A 17702-nucleotide genomic window follows, 5' to 3' on the forward strand; every position below is an offset into this window, starting at 1 on the left:
ATGACTGACAACGACAAGCCGACCGACGACGGCTCGCCAAAGCAGCCACCGCCTTACCAGCCGCCGGAGCCGCCGGACGCTGTAGAGGCGAGACGCGGCTCGGTGAGCTACCAGGAACCGGGGAAGACCGCGCCGCGCGCGCCTTCCCTGGCCGACCAGCGCGCCCGCGAAGTGGCCAGGCGCCGCGAACGGGAGGCCGCCGAAGCCGAGTTCATCGAGGCCGAGCGCAAACGCAAGAAGCGCAAACGCATCCTCATCGGCGCGGGCGTGACCGTCGGTGTCGTCGCCGTGGTGGCGGTGATCTACGCCGCCTCGACGCCCGACCCGGTCACCGCGACCTGCACCGACAGCAACGGCGTGGTGGTCGACGAGGACTACTGCGACGAGAACTACGCCCGCAGCCACGGCGGGTACCACAGCGGCGGCTTCATCTACATCGGCGGCAGCTCGTACCGCTACAACTACGGCGGCACCGGCTCGCCCGGCCAGCGGGTCAGCGGCGGCACCTACGTGGCGCCGTCGGACCGCACGCCGGTGAAGACCGCGTCCGGCAAGTCGGTGACGCGCGGCGGCCTCGGGGTCGGCGGCAGCAGCACCGGCGGAAAGAGCGGGGGCAGCTGAGTGCGTCGTGAGCGCTCACAGCCACGCCCGGACTGGCGGCAGAAGATCGAGTCGCAGGGGCTGGTGTTCGGCACGCCCGCGCGCAACGGCGTCGGCGGCGCCCGGCCTTACTGGGACGAGTCCGTGCACTACGTGTTCGGGCTCGACGACGTCCTGTCGATCGAAGCCGACGTCGAGCTGCTGCACTCCATGTGCCAGGACGCCGTCGAGCACGTCGTGCTGACCGAGCGGTACCGCGACTTCGGCCTGCCCGAGTGGGTGTGGCCGCACATCGCGGAGTCGTGGAAGCGGCACGACCCGCACGTCTACGGCCGGTTCGACCTGCGCTACGACGGCAAGGGCCCGGCGAAGCTGCTCGAGTACAACGCCGACACCCCGACCTCGCTGCTCGAGGCCGCCGTCGTGCAGTGGTACTGGAAGACCGACGTCTTCCCCGAGGACGACCAGTGGAACTCCATCCACGAGAAGCTGGTCGAGCGGTGGGCGGAGATCGCCGACAAGCTCCCGTCGAAGGAAGTGCACTTCACCTGGTCGCAGGCCGACCCCAGCGGTGAGGACCACATCACCACGGCCTACCTGCAGGAAACCGCTGCCGAGGCGGGCCTGGACACCATCGGGCTGGCCATCGAGGAGATCGGCTGGGACGCCGAGCTGGGTCGGTTCGTCGACCTCGCCGACGTGTCGATGAAGTCGGTGATGAAGCTCTACCCGTGGGAATGGGTCGTCGACGAGGAGTTCGGCAAGCGTGTCGTCGAGTCGCTGCCCGGCACCCTGTGGGTCGAGCCGCTCTGGAAGATGCTCCTGTCGAACAAGGCGATCCTGGCGGTGCTCTGGGAGATGTACCCGGGCCACCCCAACCTGCTCCCGGCGTTCCTCGACGACCCGGGACTGCTGACCGAGTACGTGCGCAAGCCCAAGCTCGGCCGCGAAGGCGCCAACATCCAGATCGTGGCGCCGGGCTATGAGACCCAGACGACCGGCGTATACGGCCAAGAAGGCTTCGTCTACCAGGCGTTCGACCCGCTGCCCGAGTTCGACGGCTACCGTCCCGCGCTCGGCGCGTGGATCGTCGGCGACCACTCGGCCGGGCTCGGCATCCGCGAGACCGCGGGCCTGGTGACCGACGACGGCGCGGCGTTCGTCCCCCACCGGATTCCGCAGTCATGATTTCCGACAGCAAGACATGCAAGCCCATGGAGGACGTGTGACCAGTCAACTCGCCGCAACCACGCTGGCTTTGCCCGCCGGATTCGGCGCCGACCTCGGCAAAGGCATCGGCGCCATCGCGCTGTACGCCATCGTCGGCCTGGTCCTGATGCTGATCGGCTTCTACGCGATCGACTGGACCACCCCCGGCAAGCTGTCCGAACTGGTCCGCCTCGGCAGGCCGAACGCGGTCATCGTGACCGCGTCCGGGATGGTCAGCATGGCGCTGATCATCGTCGTGGCGATCTTCTTCTCGGCCAGCGACCTGACCGCGGGGTTGATCACCTCGGTGGTCTACGGCCTGATCGGCATCGTCGTGCAGGTGCTCGCCGTGCGGACCCTGGAGTGGGTCACGAAGCTCGACGTCGGCAACACGATCGAGTCCGAGCGCTTCGCCCCGGCCAGCGTCGTCGTCGCCGCGGTACACATCGCGCTGGGCCTGATTGTCGCCGTCGCGATTTCCTAAGCACGTATCCGGTCGTCACGGGGTGTGGGCGCCTACTACGCTCACATCCCGTGATTGACCTCAAGGTTCTGCGCGAAGACCCGGAGACCGTGCGCGCCTCGCAGCGCGCCCGCGGCGAGGACCCCGCCGTCGTCGACAGCCTGCTGGCGGCCGATGAACGCAGGCGGTCCGCCATCTCCCGCGCCGACAACCTGCGCGCCGAACAGAAGACCTTCGGCAAGCAGGTGGGCAAGGCCCGCGGCGAGGAGCGCGACGCGCTACTGGCCAAGGGCAAGGAGCTGTCCAACGAGGTCAAGGCCGCCGAGGCCGAACAGGGCGACGCGGAGGCCACCTTCGCCGACCTGCACCGCGCGATCCCGAACCTGGTCCACCCGGCCGCACCGGTGGGTGGTGAGGACGACTACACCGTCCTGGAGACCGTCGGCGAGCCCCGCCACTTCGACTTCGAGCCCCTCGACCACCTCGACCTCGGGATGCGCCTAGGCGCCCTCGACATGGAACGCGGCGCGAAGGTGTCCGGCTCGCGTTTCTACTTCCTGACCGGCATCGGCGCACAGTTGCAGCTGGCCATGCTGAACATGGCCGCCGCCCAGGCCACCGCGGCGGGCTTCACCCTGATGATCCCGCCGGTCCTGGTACGCCCGGAGATCATGGCCGGCACCGGCTTCCTCGGCTCCCACGCCAGCGAGGTCTACCGCCTGCGCGACGAAGACCTGTACCTGGTCGGCACGTCCGAGGTCGCGCTGGCGGGCTACCACGCCGACGAGATCATCGACCTGACCAAGGGCCCGAAGCGCTACGCGGGTTGGTCCTCCTGCTTCCGCCGCGAAGCCGGTTCCTATGGCAAGGACACCCGCGGCATCATCCGCGTCCATCAGTTCGACAAGATCGAGATGTTCTCCTACTGCAGGCCCGAGGAAGCCGAGGCCGAACACCAGCGTCTGCTGGACTGGGAGAAGGAGATGCTGGCCAAGATCGAGGTGCCGTACCGCATCATCGACACGGCCACCGGCGACCTGGGCAGCAGCGCCCACCGCAAGTTCGACTCGGAGGCCTGGGTCCCCACCCAGCAGGCGTACCGCGAGTTGACGTCGACCTCGAACTGCACCACGTTCCAGGCCCGCCGGCTGAACGTGCGCTACCGGGACGAGAACGGCAAGCCCCAGACGGCGGCCACGCTGAACGGAACGCTGGCCACGACCCGCTGGATCGTGGCGATTCTGGAGAACCACCAGCAGGCGGATGGGTCAGTGGTGGTCCCGGAGGCGCTTCGACCGTTCTTGGGACTTGAGGTCCTCAAGCCGATCAGCTGAGAAGGTGGGCCCGGCCGGCACCGGGCCCACCCATCGGTATCGAGATGGCCTAACCCAAAGATCGCACGCGCGGTCAGTAGCCAACAACGGCCAGCGAAACGCCTACAACGCCGCCCTTCGCGCTCAAACCCAGCCACCCACAGCCCCACTCCAAGTGGGTTGCCTTTGCGGTCTTTGGCTTTTAATCCCTGCTCTTCCCCCTGCCCCCTCGTCCTGGCCATCTTTAACTCTCGATCATCGGTGTCAAGGGTCGGCTTGCCGATCGCGCAGCGACGGCGCTTGCGCCGCCCTTGACGCCGATGATCGAGAGTTAAACAATTGTGGCCGAGGGGGACTTTCCCTTGGGAGCTACCAAGAACTCGGGGTCTTAGCGAAGTGGTGGGCCCCTCTGGCGCGATTGTTTAATTCTCGATCATCGCTGTCAAGGGCGGCCGTAGACGGCCGTCGCTGCGCGATCGGCAAGCCGACCCTTGACAGCGATGATCGAGAATTAAAAGCGGCCAGGACGAGGGGCAAGGGGGAAGTGCAGGGGCGAAGAGCCGTCCCCGAAGGTGACCACGTTCGGAGCTTAAGGACTAAGAGCTGTCCCTGAAGGTGACCGCGTTCGGAGCTTAAGGACTAAGAGCTGTCCCTGAAGGTGACCGCGTTCGGAGCTTAAGGACTAAGAGCTGTCCCTGAAGGTGACCACATCCGGAGGTGCCACGACGAGGGCATCCCCGAAGGTGACCACGTTCGGAGGTGCAGGGACAAGGGCACCCCCGGAGGTGACTATGTCCGGGGTGCAGGGACAAGGGCATCCCCGAAGTGACCATGTCCGGAGGTGTAGGGACGAGGGCATCCCTGGGATAGGGAACTGGCCCTGGAAGTTCGCTCGTCCGGGGGTGGGGAGGGCTGGTCGCTTTGCGTTGTTCGCAGGAACGGCCAGCCCTCTCCAGGTCCCTGGATCAGCCATCGAGGCTTGCCCGACGGCGGGTGAACCACAACGCGCCTGCGCCAGCCGCGATCAGTGCGACGCCCGTGCCCACCGTGGACAGGGGGTTCGCACCTGTTTCGGCCAAGGATGCGGTGACGGTGGTCTTGGTCGTGTTCGCCGGGATGGCTGCCGCCGCCGGGGTGGTCGGGCGGGTTTCGGCCTCGATGGCGGCGATGGATGCGGTCAGGATGTTGTTGGCCAAGTTGGGATCGGCGTAGACACCCTTGTCGACCTCAAGCCGCACGTCAGCTGCCTGAAAAGCGCTCTCGACGCGAACCGTGACGCCGATGAACTCGATCGCGCCGGGGTGCCTGCGGCCCTCGAAACCGCCCGCGACCGACTGGCCCTGGATGGTCGACGGCATGCCGCCGAAGGTCTCCATCAGCTTGAGGCCTGCCGGGAGGGTCAGCTTCGCCCGGAGTTGTTCCGCGAGGTTGCCGTCCGGGTAAACGCCGCCGACGATGGTGAATTCGTCGCCGACCTGGATGCTTGGGGCGAAGTCCGGGGACTTCATGTCATACGTCGTGCCGCCCCAGATCATCAGTAGTTGTGAGGTGCGCATGTCCATCCGGGCGACGCGGTAGCCCGCGTCGATGCCGGTGATGGTCTCGCCCGCTTGGACGGTGATCGGGTCGGTGCGGCCGGTGGTGAAGCCGAACTTGGAGTCGCCGCCCTGTTGCGTCCAGCCTTCGCTGGGGGTGAAATAGGCGCGGTCGTTCGCGCCCAGGACCTGGTGGCCCGCGGCGATGTCGGTGAGGCAGTACTTTCCGTCGACACCGGAGTTCTGGTAGTTCGAGCCGTCGGACTCCAGGCCGACTGCGCTGTTCGGGATCACCGGTTCGCCCGCCTGGCGCAGGCCGTCCTCATTCGCGTCGCGCCAGACGGTGCCGCAGATCGTGGCGCCCCGGATGCCGAACAGGGCTGGGGTGGCGGTCGTGGCGGGCGACAAGACGATCTTGAATGACGTCGGCGTGGTGTTGGCGAACGTGGGGTCGGAGTGGCTGATCTCGTAGGCACCCAACGGAATGCCGCGGAACCGGTACTTGCCGTCGGCGGCGGTCAGCGCGGTGAATTCGCCGCCCGCGCCCTTCGCTTTCACCACCGCGCCCGCCCGGCCCGGCTCGCCTTCGTCGACAGCTCCGTCGCTGTCCCGGTCGAACCACACGGTGCCGCCGAACTCGGTGGTGGGAGCCTGTGCGGCCGCCGTGCCCGTAAGCAGCACGGGGGCGACGGCGGCGGTGATCATGGCGACCGTGGTGGCGCGCAATACGAGCTTGGTGTTCTTCGACATCGTTTCTCCCCAAATGTTTCCCGCCGCTTGGCGGATCACTAATGAAGGCGTCCGGGGCGGCCGAAGGTTGTTATCCGTTACGCAACGGAGACGTTTATCCGCTCGCATTCCGTAAAAGCGCGCGACTAATAGGCCGTCAGCATTTGACGGCCGTGTTCGAGCGCTTTTAGGTCGAGCTGAATTCCCCAGGTCTGTGGTGCCTTCGAGCGGTACACGCCCGACCGGGCACGCGGGTTGCCGCTGTTACCAAGCCGAGATCGTCCGGCTTCAGTTCGCAGTACTCGTCGCAGGTGCCCAGGCGTCGTGCCGCTTAGCGGAGTTGATCGCTACGCGTCCTTCGCCTGCTCGCCCGAGGCGTCGCCGAGGACGCCGTCAAGGATCAGGCCGAACGCACTGAGGGGGAACAGGAACTGCATGGGTTTGAGGAACAACACGTGTATCGCGGTCACCAGCGGGGCCATGAAACGAGGCAGCCTGCTGTAGAAGAGATGCGGATCGTAGTAATACGGCACGATCTTCATATCATTCACTGGCACGCGGCTGGCAAGCGTGGCCAAAGTCCGAAATGAGTAAACCTGGATGTGATCAGGGTGTGCGTTCTCGCGGCTGAACAGTGTCATCAGCATGTTGATCAGGGATGTCGTATTGGGTGTCGTGGCCACAAGTCGGATGCCCGGATGTAGCGCCGCAATCCGGCTAAGCCACCCCAGGGTGTCCTGGGTGTGCTCGATGAGCTCGCCGGCAACGATGATGTCGGGCCGGAACTCCTCGAGAATGGCGTCGAGGTTCTCGACTGTGCCGTAGCGGATCGTCGTACCGCACGACGTCTCGACGCCCCCGGTGTCTTTCAGCTTGGGTGACGCGTCGACCCCCAGCACTTCCTTGGCCACACCAGCGATCTCCGCGTGCAGCCACCGCCATGACGCGTGCTGTTCGCGGTCCACCTCGGTCTCGTCGTACGCACCGAGATCCAGGACCCGCTGCCCCCGGCACTGCTCCACCACGTAGGTGTACCGGTCCACCGGACGCCTTACGGGCAGGCGCGACAACGGGCTCTCTTTGAGGGGTTCGCTCGCCTCGTTGACGTAGATCATGGGTTGGCGCTCCTCGGCTGGAGTCTGGTGTGGGGCGAACACTACAAGTCAACTCATCTGCGGGCCCTGGCGGCCTGAACGGGCCGAGTTCGGGGGTTCCCTGCCCTCGGTGTCTCGATCTGCCCGCCGTCAATCAGTCGAGGCCCACACCTCGTCCGCGACGTGTTTGGCGATCTCCAACGCGCAGGTCGCGGCAGGTGACGGGGCGTTGAGGACGTGCACCTGGTTCGGCGCGGTCTCGATCAGGAAGTCCTGGACCAGGGATCCGTCGGGCAGCAGGGCCTGTGCCCGGACGCCGGACCCCGAGCGCACGATGTCCGCCTCCCCCACAGCGGGGACGAGCTTGGCCAGGCTCGCGGCGAAGCGCCGCTTGGACAATGACCGGCGAACCTCCTCGAGTCCGATCGGATAGGCGTACTTCTTCGCCAGTCGCCAGGTCCCTGGGAAGCGGGCGGTCTCGGCCAAGTCGGATGGGGACAAATCTCGCCAGCGGTACCCCTCGCGGCGCAGGGCGAGGACGGCGTTGGGGCCTGCGTGCACGGTGCCGTCGAGCATGCGGGTCAGATGCACGCCTAGGAACGGCAGTGATGCGTCCGGGACGGGGTAGATCAACCCGCGGACCAAGTGCGCCCGGTCGGGCCGTAGTTCGTAGTACTCACCGCGGAATGGGACGATCTTCGCCTGGGGCTCCAGCCCTGCCATCCGGGCGATGCGGTCGCAGTGCAGTCCGGCGCAGTTGACCAGTGCGTCCGCCCGCAGCACCTCACTTCCCGTGGCAACCTCCACGCCGCCACGGCGGCCGGGTCGGATGCCGAGAACCGGGGTGCGCAGCCGAAGGTCGGCTCCGGCGTCGGTGAGCAGCTCGACCAGGGCAAGGCACACCCTGTGGAAGTCGATGACGCCCGTGCTTTCCACCCGCAATGCCGCCACGCACGACACTTCAGGCTCGTACTCCCGCGCGTGCGCGGCGGAGATCACCTTGGCCGGAACGCCGTTGGCGGCGGCTCGTTCGGCCAGCACGGCCAGAGCGGGGAGTTCACTTTGGTCGGTGGCCACCACGAGCTTGCCGCACACATCGACTGGGACCCCGTGTGCGCGGGCGAATTCGACCATCGATCTGTTACCCGCCACGGACATCCGTGCCTTGAACGAGCCGGGCGCGTAGTACAGCCCGGCGTGCACGACATTTGAGTTGTGTCCGGTCTGGTGGGCCGCCCAGGTTGCCTCTTTTTCCAGCAGCGTGACGAGGTGGTCGCGCCCTACAAGTTCGCGCGCCGTCGCGAGTCCGAGGATGCCGCCGCCAACCACCAGTACATGTCGCACCCGGGCAGCATAGGTCCGCGCGCGTTCTCTACGGTCGAACCGTGAACGCAGCTGTTGCGAGCCTTCGGGAGCGGATCGGCCCCGCCGTCCTGATGGGCGCGGGCGTAGTCGTGGTCGGCATCGCGGGCTACGTCTTTATCGCGCTGGCAGGCCACGCCTTCTCCACAGCGGACGCCGCGGCGCTCGTCAGCTTCTACCTCATCGTGAGCATCATCGGGCCCGGCGTGTTCGTCGGTCTGGAACAGGAGACGAGCCGTTCGACCAGCGCGTGGCTGGCAGGCGGCCGTTCGTTCCGCATCGTCGCGCGCAATGCCGTCGTGGTCGGCGGCGGGTTGCTGGCGGTAGTGACCGTAGTGCTCGCCGCTATCGGCCCCCTGCTGACCGATGAGGCTCTTTCAGGCCAGTGGGGGCTGTTCGTCGCGATCCTCATCACGGTGGCCGCGTCCACGGTGATGTATCTCGTCCGGGGATTGCTGGGCGGGATGCAGCGGTTCGGGGGATACGCGGCAACCCTGGTCGTCGAGGGGATCACCCGGCTTCTGCTGTGCGTGGCCATCGTGGTCGCGGGCAATCCCGACGCGACTTTCTACGCGATTTCCATCGGACTGGGCACCGTTCTCGCGGTAGTCGCGGGACTGCCTTGGCTGCGCAAGCCGCACGCGGGGGCGGTCACTGATCTCGCGGAGATCAGTGACGGAGCGGGCGTTCGCGCCATGACGCGCAGGCTGGTCCTGATGGTGGCCGCGGCCTTCGGATTCCATTTGGTGGGCAATCTCGCGCCGATCGTGGTGACGGCCAAGCTCGGGGCCGCTGACACCCCCACGGCTGCGGCATTCGCGTCGGCGTTCGTCCTGGTCCGTGTCCCCGTGCTGCTCTTCGCGGTCGTTCAGGCCATGCTGCTGCCCGCTCTGACAAAAGCGGCGACTATCGGTGACTTCGTGACCGTCCGGTCGACACTGGGCAAGTTCCTCGCCGCCGTGGCGGCTATCGGGGTACCCACGGTCGCCCTGGCGTTTCTCGTGGGCCCGCAAACGGTCGAACTGTTCTTCGGCGCGCAGGTCCGGCTGCCCAACGGCGTGGTCGGCCTACTCGCGATCGGCACGGTCCTTATCCTGATCACCCAAGTGCTCATGCCTGCCCTGCTCGCGCTCGGCAAGAACCGGATCGTCACGGTCGCTTGGGCGCTGGGTGCCGTCGTACTTGTCGGGTCGCTCTCCCTGCCGTTCTCGCCCATGGAAGCGGGCGCGTGGGCGCATCTGGCTGGGTGCGGCACAGCCGCGCTGACCATGGCAGCGAGCCTGGTCAACGCTGTCCGCGTGCGAGCGGACAGTTGGCCTGACCGCCGTTGACCGGCTCTGCGACGCGTCCGGCGCCCTAAGGGATCTCGAGCTTGGTTGCGGCGTCTGCCGAGAGTTTGACGGGACGGAAATCTCCCCTGACATCCTGTTCCGGTGGCCATTCTTTCCGGTACTCTGGCGACGAAAACGGTCGGGGCGGGGCCCGGCTGCTGGGGATATATGACTTCAGTGATGTCCGATGCACGCGTGGTTGTCGCGTGTCCTCCACGCTTCATCCTGTGTCGTGCGATCGGAGCATTCACCGGAAAGGGAATTGATGGGGCTCTTCAAGTCCGGAGTGGTGGTCGCGACCGCCGTGGCCCTCTCCGCATTGGCCACTGATGCAGGCGCGTCAAGCGCGCCCGCGCCGGCGGCGGCGGTAGGCGAGTTGCAGGCCAGCGTCGCGGCTGCCGCGGTTGAGGGGGGAACCCGGTTTGTTCCGATGGCACCCCTGCGAGTGCTCGACACCCGCTACGCGACGGGTGTTCCTGGCACGTCGCCGGTAGGCGCTGGAAAGGCCATCGATGTGTCGATGGTCGGCAAGGTTCCCGACGACGCGGTCGCCGTCGTGATGAACGTGGCTGGAACGAGCCCGACAGCGGACACGTTTGTGACGGTGTGGGCGTTCGGCATTCCGCAACCGACCGCGTCGAACCTGAACTTCGCACGTGGCGAGACCCGATCCAACGCGGTGGTGTCGGAGATCGGGTTGGACCGCAAGATCGCGCTTTACAACAACGCAGGCACAACTCATTTGATCGCGGACCTCGCCGGTTACTACACGGAGTCCACGACCAACAGCAGTCCGTTCACGACGGTCTCGCCTGTCCGGGTCCTCGACACCCGCGAGGGGACTGGCGTCGTCGGTCCGGGAAAGACCATTGAGGTCGACTTCACAGGGAAGGTCGATCCCGCGGCCACTGCCGTGACGATCAACTTGGCAGGCGTCGACGCCACGCAGAGCACCCATGTCACCGCCTGGCCGACCGGAAGCGCTCAGCCGAACGCGGCGAGTTTGAACTTGGCGCCGCGCGTGGCCACGCCGAACCATGTCACGGTCGCCCTGGGCAGTGACCGGAAGATCTCGCTGTTCAACAACGCGGGATCCGCACACCTCATCGTGGATCTCTCCGGGTACTACTCGCCCTCATCGACACTGCTGTTCTACCCGTTCGCCCCGGTTCGCAGCTATGACACCAGGACCAACAACGACGGGCTGGGAGGCCCGGACAGCTTCAATTTGATCTACGACGGCCTCGCCCCTGAGGTGAAGGCGTTCGTGTGCAACGTGGCCGGTACCAACACGACTAGGGACACTTTCGTCACCGTCTGGCCCGCTGGGCAACCGAAGTCCACCGCGTCGAATTTGAACCTGGCGCCCGGCCAGACCGCACCGAACATGGTGACGGCCGGAATCGGTGTGGACAGTGAGTACAACCTCCCCGCCGTGTCGTTCTATAACAACTCGGGCCATGTCGACCTGATCGTCGACATCTCGGGCTACTTCGGGTATTGATGCATCTGGCGCCAGCCGGATGACCCGCCGACGCCGCTTGGGCCCGTTCGCGGGCCCAAGCTTCGTCGGACTGGAGGACACGATGAAGACCAGATCCTTCCGCGTGCGGTTACTGGTCTGTGTTGTCATCGGAATGTTCGGCAGTTTGACTGGTACGGGCAATGCTCTCCCCGACCATGCGCATCCCCGGCAGGGAGTAGCAGCCGAGAGCGCAGGCGCGCGGTTCGTCCCTCTGGAGCCGATTCGAGTCCTCGACTCCCGGGATGCGACGAGCGTGACCGGCGGCGCCCCGTTGGGGCCCAGCGGAGTCGCGAAGGTTTCGCTGGCCCGATACGTTCCCACCTCCGCTGTGGCGGCGGTGTTGAACGTGACTGGCGCGGAGGCGACGGAGAACACGTACCTCGTCGCTTATCCCGATGGAGCCGAACGCCCCTCGGTCTCCACGCTGAACCTCAGCCGCGGCCACACCCGCGCGAATGGTGCCACGGTTGCCATCGGCGTTGACAGCGCCCTCAAGGTGTACAACAACACCGGCAAGGTTCACGTGATCGTCGACCTCGCCGGGTACTACACATCCGATTCGGTGGGATCGGGCCTCACGCGGCTGTCCACGGGCCGAGTCCTCGACACTCGATCAGGGGCGCCGGTCGGCCCCGGCGGCGTCATCACCGTGGACTTCTCCGCGATGGTGCCCGAAACCGCGACGGCGGTGACCTTCAACCTCGCCGGCGTCAGCGCCACAAAGCAGACGCATGTCATCGCGTGGCCCAACGGACGCTCTCGGCCAAATGTCTCACACCTGTACCTGTTGAACGGCGAGGCGACTCCCAATCAAGTCACCGTGGCACTCGGCAGGGACCGGAAGGTCGCACTATATAACCATTCTGGGTCGGTTCATCTCATCGTCGACCCAACCGGTTTCTATGCGAGTGACAGAGGCCTGTCCTTTTACCCGGTCACGCCGAGAAGGATTCTCGATACGCGTCCCGGCAGGGGAATCGGCGAGGCCGAGACTCACTCTGTGAGTCTGGCGGGCATTCTCCCGGCGTCGGCGGCGAGCATGGTGTGCAACGTGGCGGGCACCAACACCACCACGAGTACCTACGTGATGATCTGGCCCACCGGATCTCCCAAGCCCAAAGCGGCCTCACACCTGAATCTGGTCGCGGGCCAGACCGCGGCGAACATGGCGGTTGCCGGCCTAGGTGCTGAGCAGAGCATCCAGATCTACAACAATGCTGGTTACGTCGACATCATCGTCGACCTCTCCGGCTATTTTGCCGACCCGGGCGTCGCTTCGAAGACCCTGTGACGAATGCGGACGGGTGGTCCTCAAAAGGGCCGCGACCCATGAGGCATAGTTGGGCCATGCGCGCGCTTGTCACCGGCGGGGCCGGGTTCATCGGGTCGACCCTGGTCGACCGCCTCCTGCGCGACGGGCACGAGGTGACCGTCGTCGACAACCTGAGCCGCGGCAATGCCCACAACCTCGCCGGCGCGCTCGCCACCGGACGCTGTGAGCTGCGCGAACTCGACATCACCGGGCCGGAGCTGCACGCGGTCGTCGCCGAGGCGCGCCCTGAGGTGGTGTTCCACCTGGCCGCTCAGGTCGACGTGCGGGTCAGCGTCGCCGAGCCGCTGCTCGACGTCGCGCAGAACGTGCTCGGGACGGTCAACGTCGCCGAGGCGGCGCGCAAGGCCGGGGTGCGCAAGGTGCTGTTCGCGTCCTCCGGTGGCTCGATCTACGGCACCCCCGACGAACTGCCGGTCGCGGAGTCGCAGCCGATCAACCCGAAGTCGCCGTACGCGGCGAGCAAGGTCAGTGGCGAGGTCTACCTCGACACCTACCACCAGCTCTACGGCCTGCAGTGCACGCATTTGGCACTGGCCAACGTCTACGGACCACGGCAAGATCCACACGGTGAGGCGGGAGTCGTGGCGATCTTCGCCGGGGCCCTGCTGAACGGCAAGCCGACCAAGGTGTTCGGCGACGGCGGCAACACCCGCGACTACGTCTACGTCGAGGATGTCGTCTCCGCCTTCATCGCCGCGTCCGGCGAGGTGGGAACCGCGCGCCGCTACAACATCGGCACTGGCGTCCAGGTCTCCGACCGTGAGTTGCACACCCTGGTCGCGAACGCGGCGGGCGCGCCGGATGAGCCGGAGTTCGCCCCGGCCCGCCTCGGCGACCTGCGGGCGTCGGCGCTGGACGCGAGCGCCGCAGAACGTGAACTGGGCTGGAAACCGGAAGTCGACATCGCCGAGGGCGTGCGCCGCACCGTCGACTTCTTCCGCGGGGGACCACGAGGAGCACTTCCATCATGACCATGTCCAAATCCGCGACCGACGCCCAGGCGGTTCCCACCGTCCTGGAGCTGTCGATCGTGCTGCCGTGCCTCAATGAGGCCGAAACCCTTGAGACGTGCGTGCGCAAGGCGCGGGAATCGCTGCGGAGTCTCGGTGTGGCGGGCGAGGTCATCGTCGCCGACAACGGCTCCACCGACGGGTCGCAGGACATCGCGCGGGCCAACGGCGCCCGGGTCGTCGACGTGCCCCGCCGCGGCTACGGCGCCGCGCTCGCCGCGGGCATCGAGGCCGCGGGCGGCGAGTACGTCCTGATGGCCGACGCCGACGACAGCTACGCGCTCGACGACATCGGCGGCTTCCTCGAAGCGCTTCGCGGCGGCGCCGACCTGGTGATGGGCAACCGCTTCCAGGGCGGGATCGCCGAAGGCGCCATGCCGTTCCTGCACCGCTACCTGGGCAACCCGGTGCTCTCGCGGCTGGGCAGGCTGTTCTTCCGGATCCCGGTGGGCGACTTCCACTGCGGGATCCGCGCGTTCCGCCGCGACCGCATCCTGGAGCTCGGCCTGCGCACCTCGGGCATGGAGTTCGCCAGCGAGATGGTCGTGCGCGCGTCGCTCAACCACTTCAAGATCCGCGAGGTGCCGACGACGCTGCGCCCCGACGGTCGCACCCGGGCACCGCACCTGCGGACCTGGCGCGACGGCTGGCGGCACCTGCGCTTCCTGCTCGCGTTCAGCCCGCGGTGGCTGCTGTACTACCCGTCGATCGCGCTGCAGGGCATCGGCCTGATCGGGATGCTGTGGCTGTCGTTCGGCCCGCAGCGGCTCGCGGGCGTCGGCTTCGGTCTGCACACGATGCTGGCGTGCGCCACGATGTTCGTGCTCGGCCTGCAAGGCATGAGTCTCGCGGTCGTGGCCCGGTCCTACGCCGCGCACTTGGGGCTGCTGCCACCGCCATCGGGCCGGATGATCCTGCGAATAGCCAAGGCGTCGCTCGAGCGCGGCCTGTGGATCGGCCTGCTCCTCCTCGCGGGCGGGATCACCTGCTTCATCGTGGCCCTGAGCATCTGGGGAGCCGCGGGATTCGGCGAACTCGACGTCGTGCAGACCATGCGGGTGCCCATCCTGGGCATGGTGCTGATGGTGGCGGGCTTCCAGCTGATCACCGTGAGCTTCACCCTGAGCCTGACCAAGATCGGCGAGGACTGAGCACGTGACGGACAGTCGACTGCCCCGGGTGAGCGCGATCGTGCTGGCCTGGAAGTCCGAGCCGTGGCTGCGCCGCAGCGTGACCGCGCTGCTCGGGTCGGAGAAGGTCGACCTGGACGTGGTGCTCGTCGACAACGGGTGCACCGACGACGACGTCGAGGTGCTGGCCCAGTTGCCCGGCGTCACCGTCGTGCGGCCGGGGCGCAACCTCGGCTACTCGGGTGGGAACAACGCGGGCGTAGCCGTCGCCGAAGGGGACTACGTCGCCTTGATCAACGGTGACGCGATCGTCGAGCCGAACACCGTCGCGCGGCTCGTCGAGGAACTCGCGCGGCCCGACGTCGGCATCGCCGCGGCGGGTGTACGGCTCGCGGAGAACCCGGCGCTGCTCAACTCCAGCGGGAACATGGTCCACGTGCTCGGCATCAGCTGGGTCGGCGGACTCGGCGAGCCGGAGACGCGGACCGCCCCGACCGAGGTGGCGGGCGCGATGGGCGCCGGTCTCGTCACCACCCGCGAACACTGGGACCGCCTCGGCGGGTTCTTCGAGCAGTACTTCGCCTACCACGAGGACGCCGACCTCTCGATCCGCACGTGGCGGCTCGGTCTCAAGGTCGTCAACGTCCCCGACGCGGTCGTCGTGCACCGGTACGAGTTCTCGCGCAACACCGAGAAGTTCTACCTGGTGGAGCGCAACCGCCTGATCTTCGTGACCACGCTGTGGAGCGCCCGCGCGCTCCTGCTGCTCGCCCCGGCGCTGTTCGCCCTGGAACTGGCCATGCTCGCCTTGGCGCTCAAGGAGGGCTGGGCCAAGGACAAGGTCCGCGGCTGGGTGTGGCTCTGGCGCAACCGGGCCGTGCTCCGCGAGCGCCGCGCGCTGGTCCGCGGGATGCAGACCATCCCGGACAGCGAGTGGATGCGGGTGCTCACACCGCGGCTGGACACCCCGCTGATCCAGGTGCCCGCCGTGATCCTGCGACCGCTGAACGCGGTCACCACCGCCTACTGGAAGCTCATCCGCCGGTTCGTATAGGTCCTGTCCTTGCAGGACAGGACCTATGGCTTGCGGATGACGAGCACGAAGTACTGGCTGACGTCCTCGATGATCCAGTCCTGGGTGTCGAACCGCTCCCGGACGAACCCGCCGTCGATCGCCTGCCAGTAGTCGGGCCCCTTGAACAGCATGAAGGCGTCGATCGGCCCGAACTCGGTGGCCGCGCTGGCCCGCGTGAGCTCGCTCGGGTCGGTGATCGTCATGAGCCGCTTCACTTCGGCGTAGCGATCGTCCCAACGGGACAGTGAACTGCTGGAGGTGCGGTCCGTGCCCATGTACGCGTTCCACGGCAGGTACGCGAAGAGCCGTTCGTCCGCGGACAGGATCGTGGGCCGCGCCCCCTTGCCGAGGACCGACTCCACCTCCTCCTTGACCCGCACGGCGGGAACGCAGCCCGGCCGGAAGTCGTCGAGCCGCACGCCCTTGGGCAGGGTCCGCACCGGCGAGCAGTCGGGCAGCGGCTCCAGGTGCGCGAACGTCGCGAGCACGCCGAAGGTGCGGTCCGCCTCGGTCTTGCCGAACGCGGTGACCGGACGCCAAGCGGACCAGTACGTCGTGCCGATCCACAGCATGGCCACAGCCAGCACTGCCACACCGGTCCGGCTGGGCGGCACGGCGCCGACCCGGCGAATCAGCACGGGGACGACCGAGGTCAGCGTGAGGACACCGGCGGCGGCCAGCGTGACGCCGGTCAGCCGCGGCACGTAGTGGATCAGGGTGGTGTGGTCGGTCAACAGGTAGCGCAGGCCCATGACCAGCCAGAACACATAGGAACCGAGCACCAGCCAGAGCATCGGCCACGCCCACGGCTTGGCCCGGTACCAGACCAGACCGATGAGCCCGACGAGCTGCAGCCCCCCGAGCAGGGTGGGGTCGAGGAACGGGAAGCCGTTCTCGGTGATCTCGAAGGACTGGTACAGGTCTCCGAGACCCTGCCCGCCCTTCGTCAGCACGGCGCTGAGGTACGGGACCATGTAGGGCAGCGCCATCAGCGTGGTGATCAGGCCGACGGCGAGCACGTGCCGGACGTACGCGCCACGGTTCTCGCTGCGCCGCCACGCGGTCACCAGGATGGCGAACACGCCGACAACGCCGAACGGGAACCAGCCGTTGTAGGTCACCATGATCAGGCCGCCGATGAGCCCGGCGGGCAACCAGTGCAGCCTGCCCTTGCCGGTCTCGGTGAATGTCGCGAGCAGCCACGGGAGGAAGACCAGCAGCGTGATGATCGCGAACGCCTTGCGCGGGTCACCGAAGACGAGCAGCCCGGAAGCGCTGATGACGAGCGCCGCGCCCGCGGGCACGATCCGGCGCCACAGCAGGAACGCGGCGAGCACGGCGGCCGAGGTGAGCAGCACCTCCGCGGCGCCCAGCAGCCGCCACGCGGGCACGTCGAGGAGCAACGCGATCCGGCCGAGCAGCCACGGGTACAGCGGCGGGTATTCCGACGGCAGGCCGTCGATGAACGTGTCGGACGGCCACGGCGTGACCGTGTACCGGTTGACCGCCGCGGTCATCCGGCCCATGTCGGCGCCGAGGCCGCCGAAGCCGAACGGAGTCAGGTTGAGCGCGGACCGCAGCGCGAGCGCCACCCACGCGGCGAACAGGCCCGCGCCGACGGCGACCAAGCGGTCGCCGGATCGGCGGCGCACCACCGCGACCGCCGCGCAGCCCGCCAACAACGCCGCGCCGATCGCCAGCGGGATGAAGGCGCCGCGAGGCGTCAACGGGTCGAGCTTGTTGTAGCGACCCTCCACGAACAGGAACAGCGCCGTCGCCGCCAGCCAGGTGAGGACCGCCACCACGGCGGGGCCTGTGCACAGCGCGCGAAGGCGCGACTCTCTGTCAGGGTTCTTCTCGGTCACGACCGTCTCGCGGTCGACGTCCACCATCGAATCCGGCACGGCACACCTGTCTGCCCGGGACTTGGACCAGTTCGTCACCGCCCCCAGGCGGCCCCAGCCGACACCCTACGCGGTGGGTGGGGGACGTC

The 17702-nt window shown here is 67.3% G+C and carries 14 protein-coding genes; 10 read left to right on the forward strand and 4 right to left on the reverse strand.

The features are described 5' to 3' along the window. From C8E96_RS08755 to serS, 4 genes are read left to right on the forward strand one after another with little or no spacing between them, the layout of a single operon-like run. Entirely contained in the window at nucleotides 1-621 is a 621-nt protein-coding gene (locus tag C8E96_RS08755; protein ID WP_176926866.1) for a hypothetical protein, read from the forward strand. Beyond that, entirely contained in the window at nucleotides 622-1788 is a 1167-nt protein-coding gene (locus C8E96_RS08760) for a glutathionylspermidine synthase family protein (protein WP_091384303.1), read from the forward strand. Between the two features lie 16 nt (nucleotides 1789-1804). Beyond that, entirely contained in the window at nucleotides 1805-2293 is a 489-nt protein-coding gene (locus tag C8E96_RS08765; protein WP_091384305.1) for a DUF350 domain-containing protein, read from the forward strand. 50 nt (nucleotides 2294-2343) lie between these two features. Next, entirely contained in the window at nucleotides 2344-3606 is a 1263-nt protein-coding gene (gene serS, locus C8E96_RS08770) for a serine--tRNA ligase (protein WP_091384307.1), read from the forward strand. A gap of 944 nt (nucleotides 3607-4550) precedes the next feature. Here the strand turns inward: serS and C8E96_RS08775 are convergent. From C8E96_RS08775 to lhgO, 3 genes are all read right to left on the reverse strand, one after another. Next, the gene (locus C8E96_RS08775) at nucleotides 4551-5870 is read right to left on the reverse strand and encodes an SdrD B-like domain-containing protein (RefSeq protein ID WP_166657924.1); all 1320 of its coding nucleotides are present in this window, start codon (nucleotides 5868-5870) and stop codon (nucleotides 4551-4553) included. Nucleotides 5871-6196: 326 nt separating this feature from the next. After that, nucleotides 6197-6964, reverse strand: a complete 768-nt coding sequence (locus tag C8E96_RS08780) for a methyltransferase domain-containing protein (protein ID WP_091380500.1) — start codon at nucleotides 6962-6964, stop codon at nucleotides 6197-6199. A gap of 129 nt (nucleotides 6965-7093) precedes the next feature. Beyond that, nucleotides 7094-8287, reverse strand: a complete 1194-nt coding sequence (gene lhgO, locus C8E96_RS08785) for an L-2-hydroxyglutarate oxidase (protein WP_091380497.1) — start codon at nucleotides 8285-8287, stop codon at nucleotides 7094-7096. A gap of 41 nt (nucleotides 8288-8328) precedes the next feature. Between lhgO and C8E96_RS08790 the strand changes: the two genes are divergently transcribed. The 6 genes from C8E96_RS08790 to C8E96_RS08815 all read left to right on the forward strand — a co-directional run bounded on the left by C8E96_RS08790 (nucleotide 8329) and on the right by C8E96_RS08815 (nucleotide 15688). Then, a complete protein-coding gene (locus C8E96_RS08790) occupies nucleotides 8329-9636 on the forward strand; it encodes a lipopolysaccharide biosynthesis protein (protein WP_133794273.1) in 1308 nt (435 codons plus the stop codon). Nucleotides 9637-9901: 265 nt separating this feature from the next. Beyond that, nucleotides 9902-11140: a hypothetical protein gene (locus tag C8E96_RS08795; protein ID WP_133794276.1), complete on the forward strand. Its 1239-nt coding sequence runs from the start codon at nucleotides 9902-9904 to the stop codon at nucleotides 11138-11140. 82 nt (nucleotides 11141-11222) lie between these two features. Continuing rightward, nucleotides 11223-12452 carry a hypothetical protein gene (locus C8E96_RS08800; RefSeq protein WP_133794278.1) on the forward strand — a complete coding sequence of 410 codons (1230 nt, stop codon included), beginning with the start codon at nucleotides 11223-11225 and terminating at the stop codon, nucleotides 12450-12452. A 56-nt stretch (nucleotides 12453-12508) separates the two neighbouring features. After that, a complete protein-coding gene (locus C8E96_RS08805; protein WP_091380482.1) occupies nucleotides 12509-13465 on the forward strand; it encodes an NAD-dependent epimerase/dehydratase family protein in 957 nt (318 codons plus the stop codon). Continuing rightward, nucleotides 13462-14655: a glycosyltransferase family 2 protein gene (locus C8E96_RS08810; RefSeq protein WP_228770107.1), complete on the forward strand. Its 1194-nt coding sequence runs from the start codon at nucleotides 13462-13464 to the stop codon at nucleotides 14653-14655. The genes C8E96_RS08805 and C8E96_RS08810 overlap by 4 nt, the downstream gene beginning before the upstream one ends. Before the next feature lie 4 nt (nucleotides 14656-14659). Next, on the forward strand, nucleotides 14660-15688 hold the full coding sequence (locus C8E96_RS08815) for a glycosyltransferase family 2 protein (RefSeq protein WP_091380475.1): 1029 nt from the start codon (nucleotides 14660-14662) through the stop codon (nucleotides 15686-15688). 23 nt (nucleotides 15689-15711) lie between these two features. On the opposite strand, the gene C8E96_RS08820 is transcribed toward C8E96_RS08815, so the two are convergent. After that, nucleotides 15712-17613: an arabinofuranosyltransferase gene (locus C8E96_RS08820; protein WP_091380472.1), complete on the reverse strand. Its 1902-nt coding sequence runs from the start codon at nucleotides 17611-17613 to the stop codon at nucleotides 15712-15714. Between the last annotated feature and the right edge of the window lie 89 nt (nucleotides 17614-17702).

Origin of the sequence: Actinokineospora alba (genome assembly GCF_004362515.1) — a bacterium.
In the GTDB taxonomy this organism is placed as follows: domain Bacteria; phylum Actinomycetota; class Actinomycetes; order Mycobacteriales; family Pseudonocardiaceae; genus Actinokineospora; species Actinokineospora alba.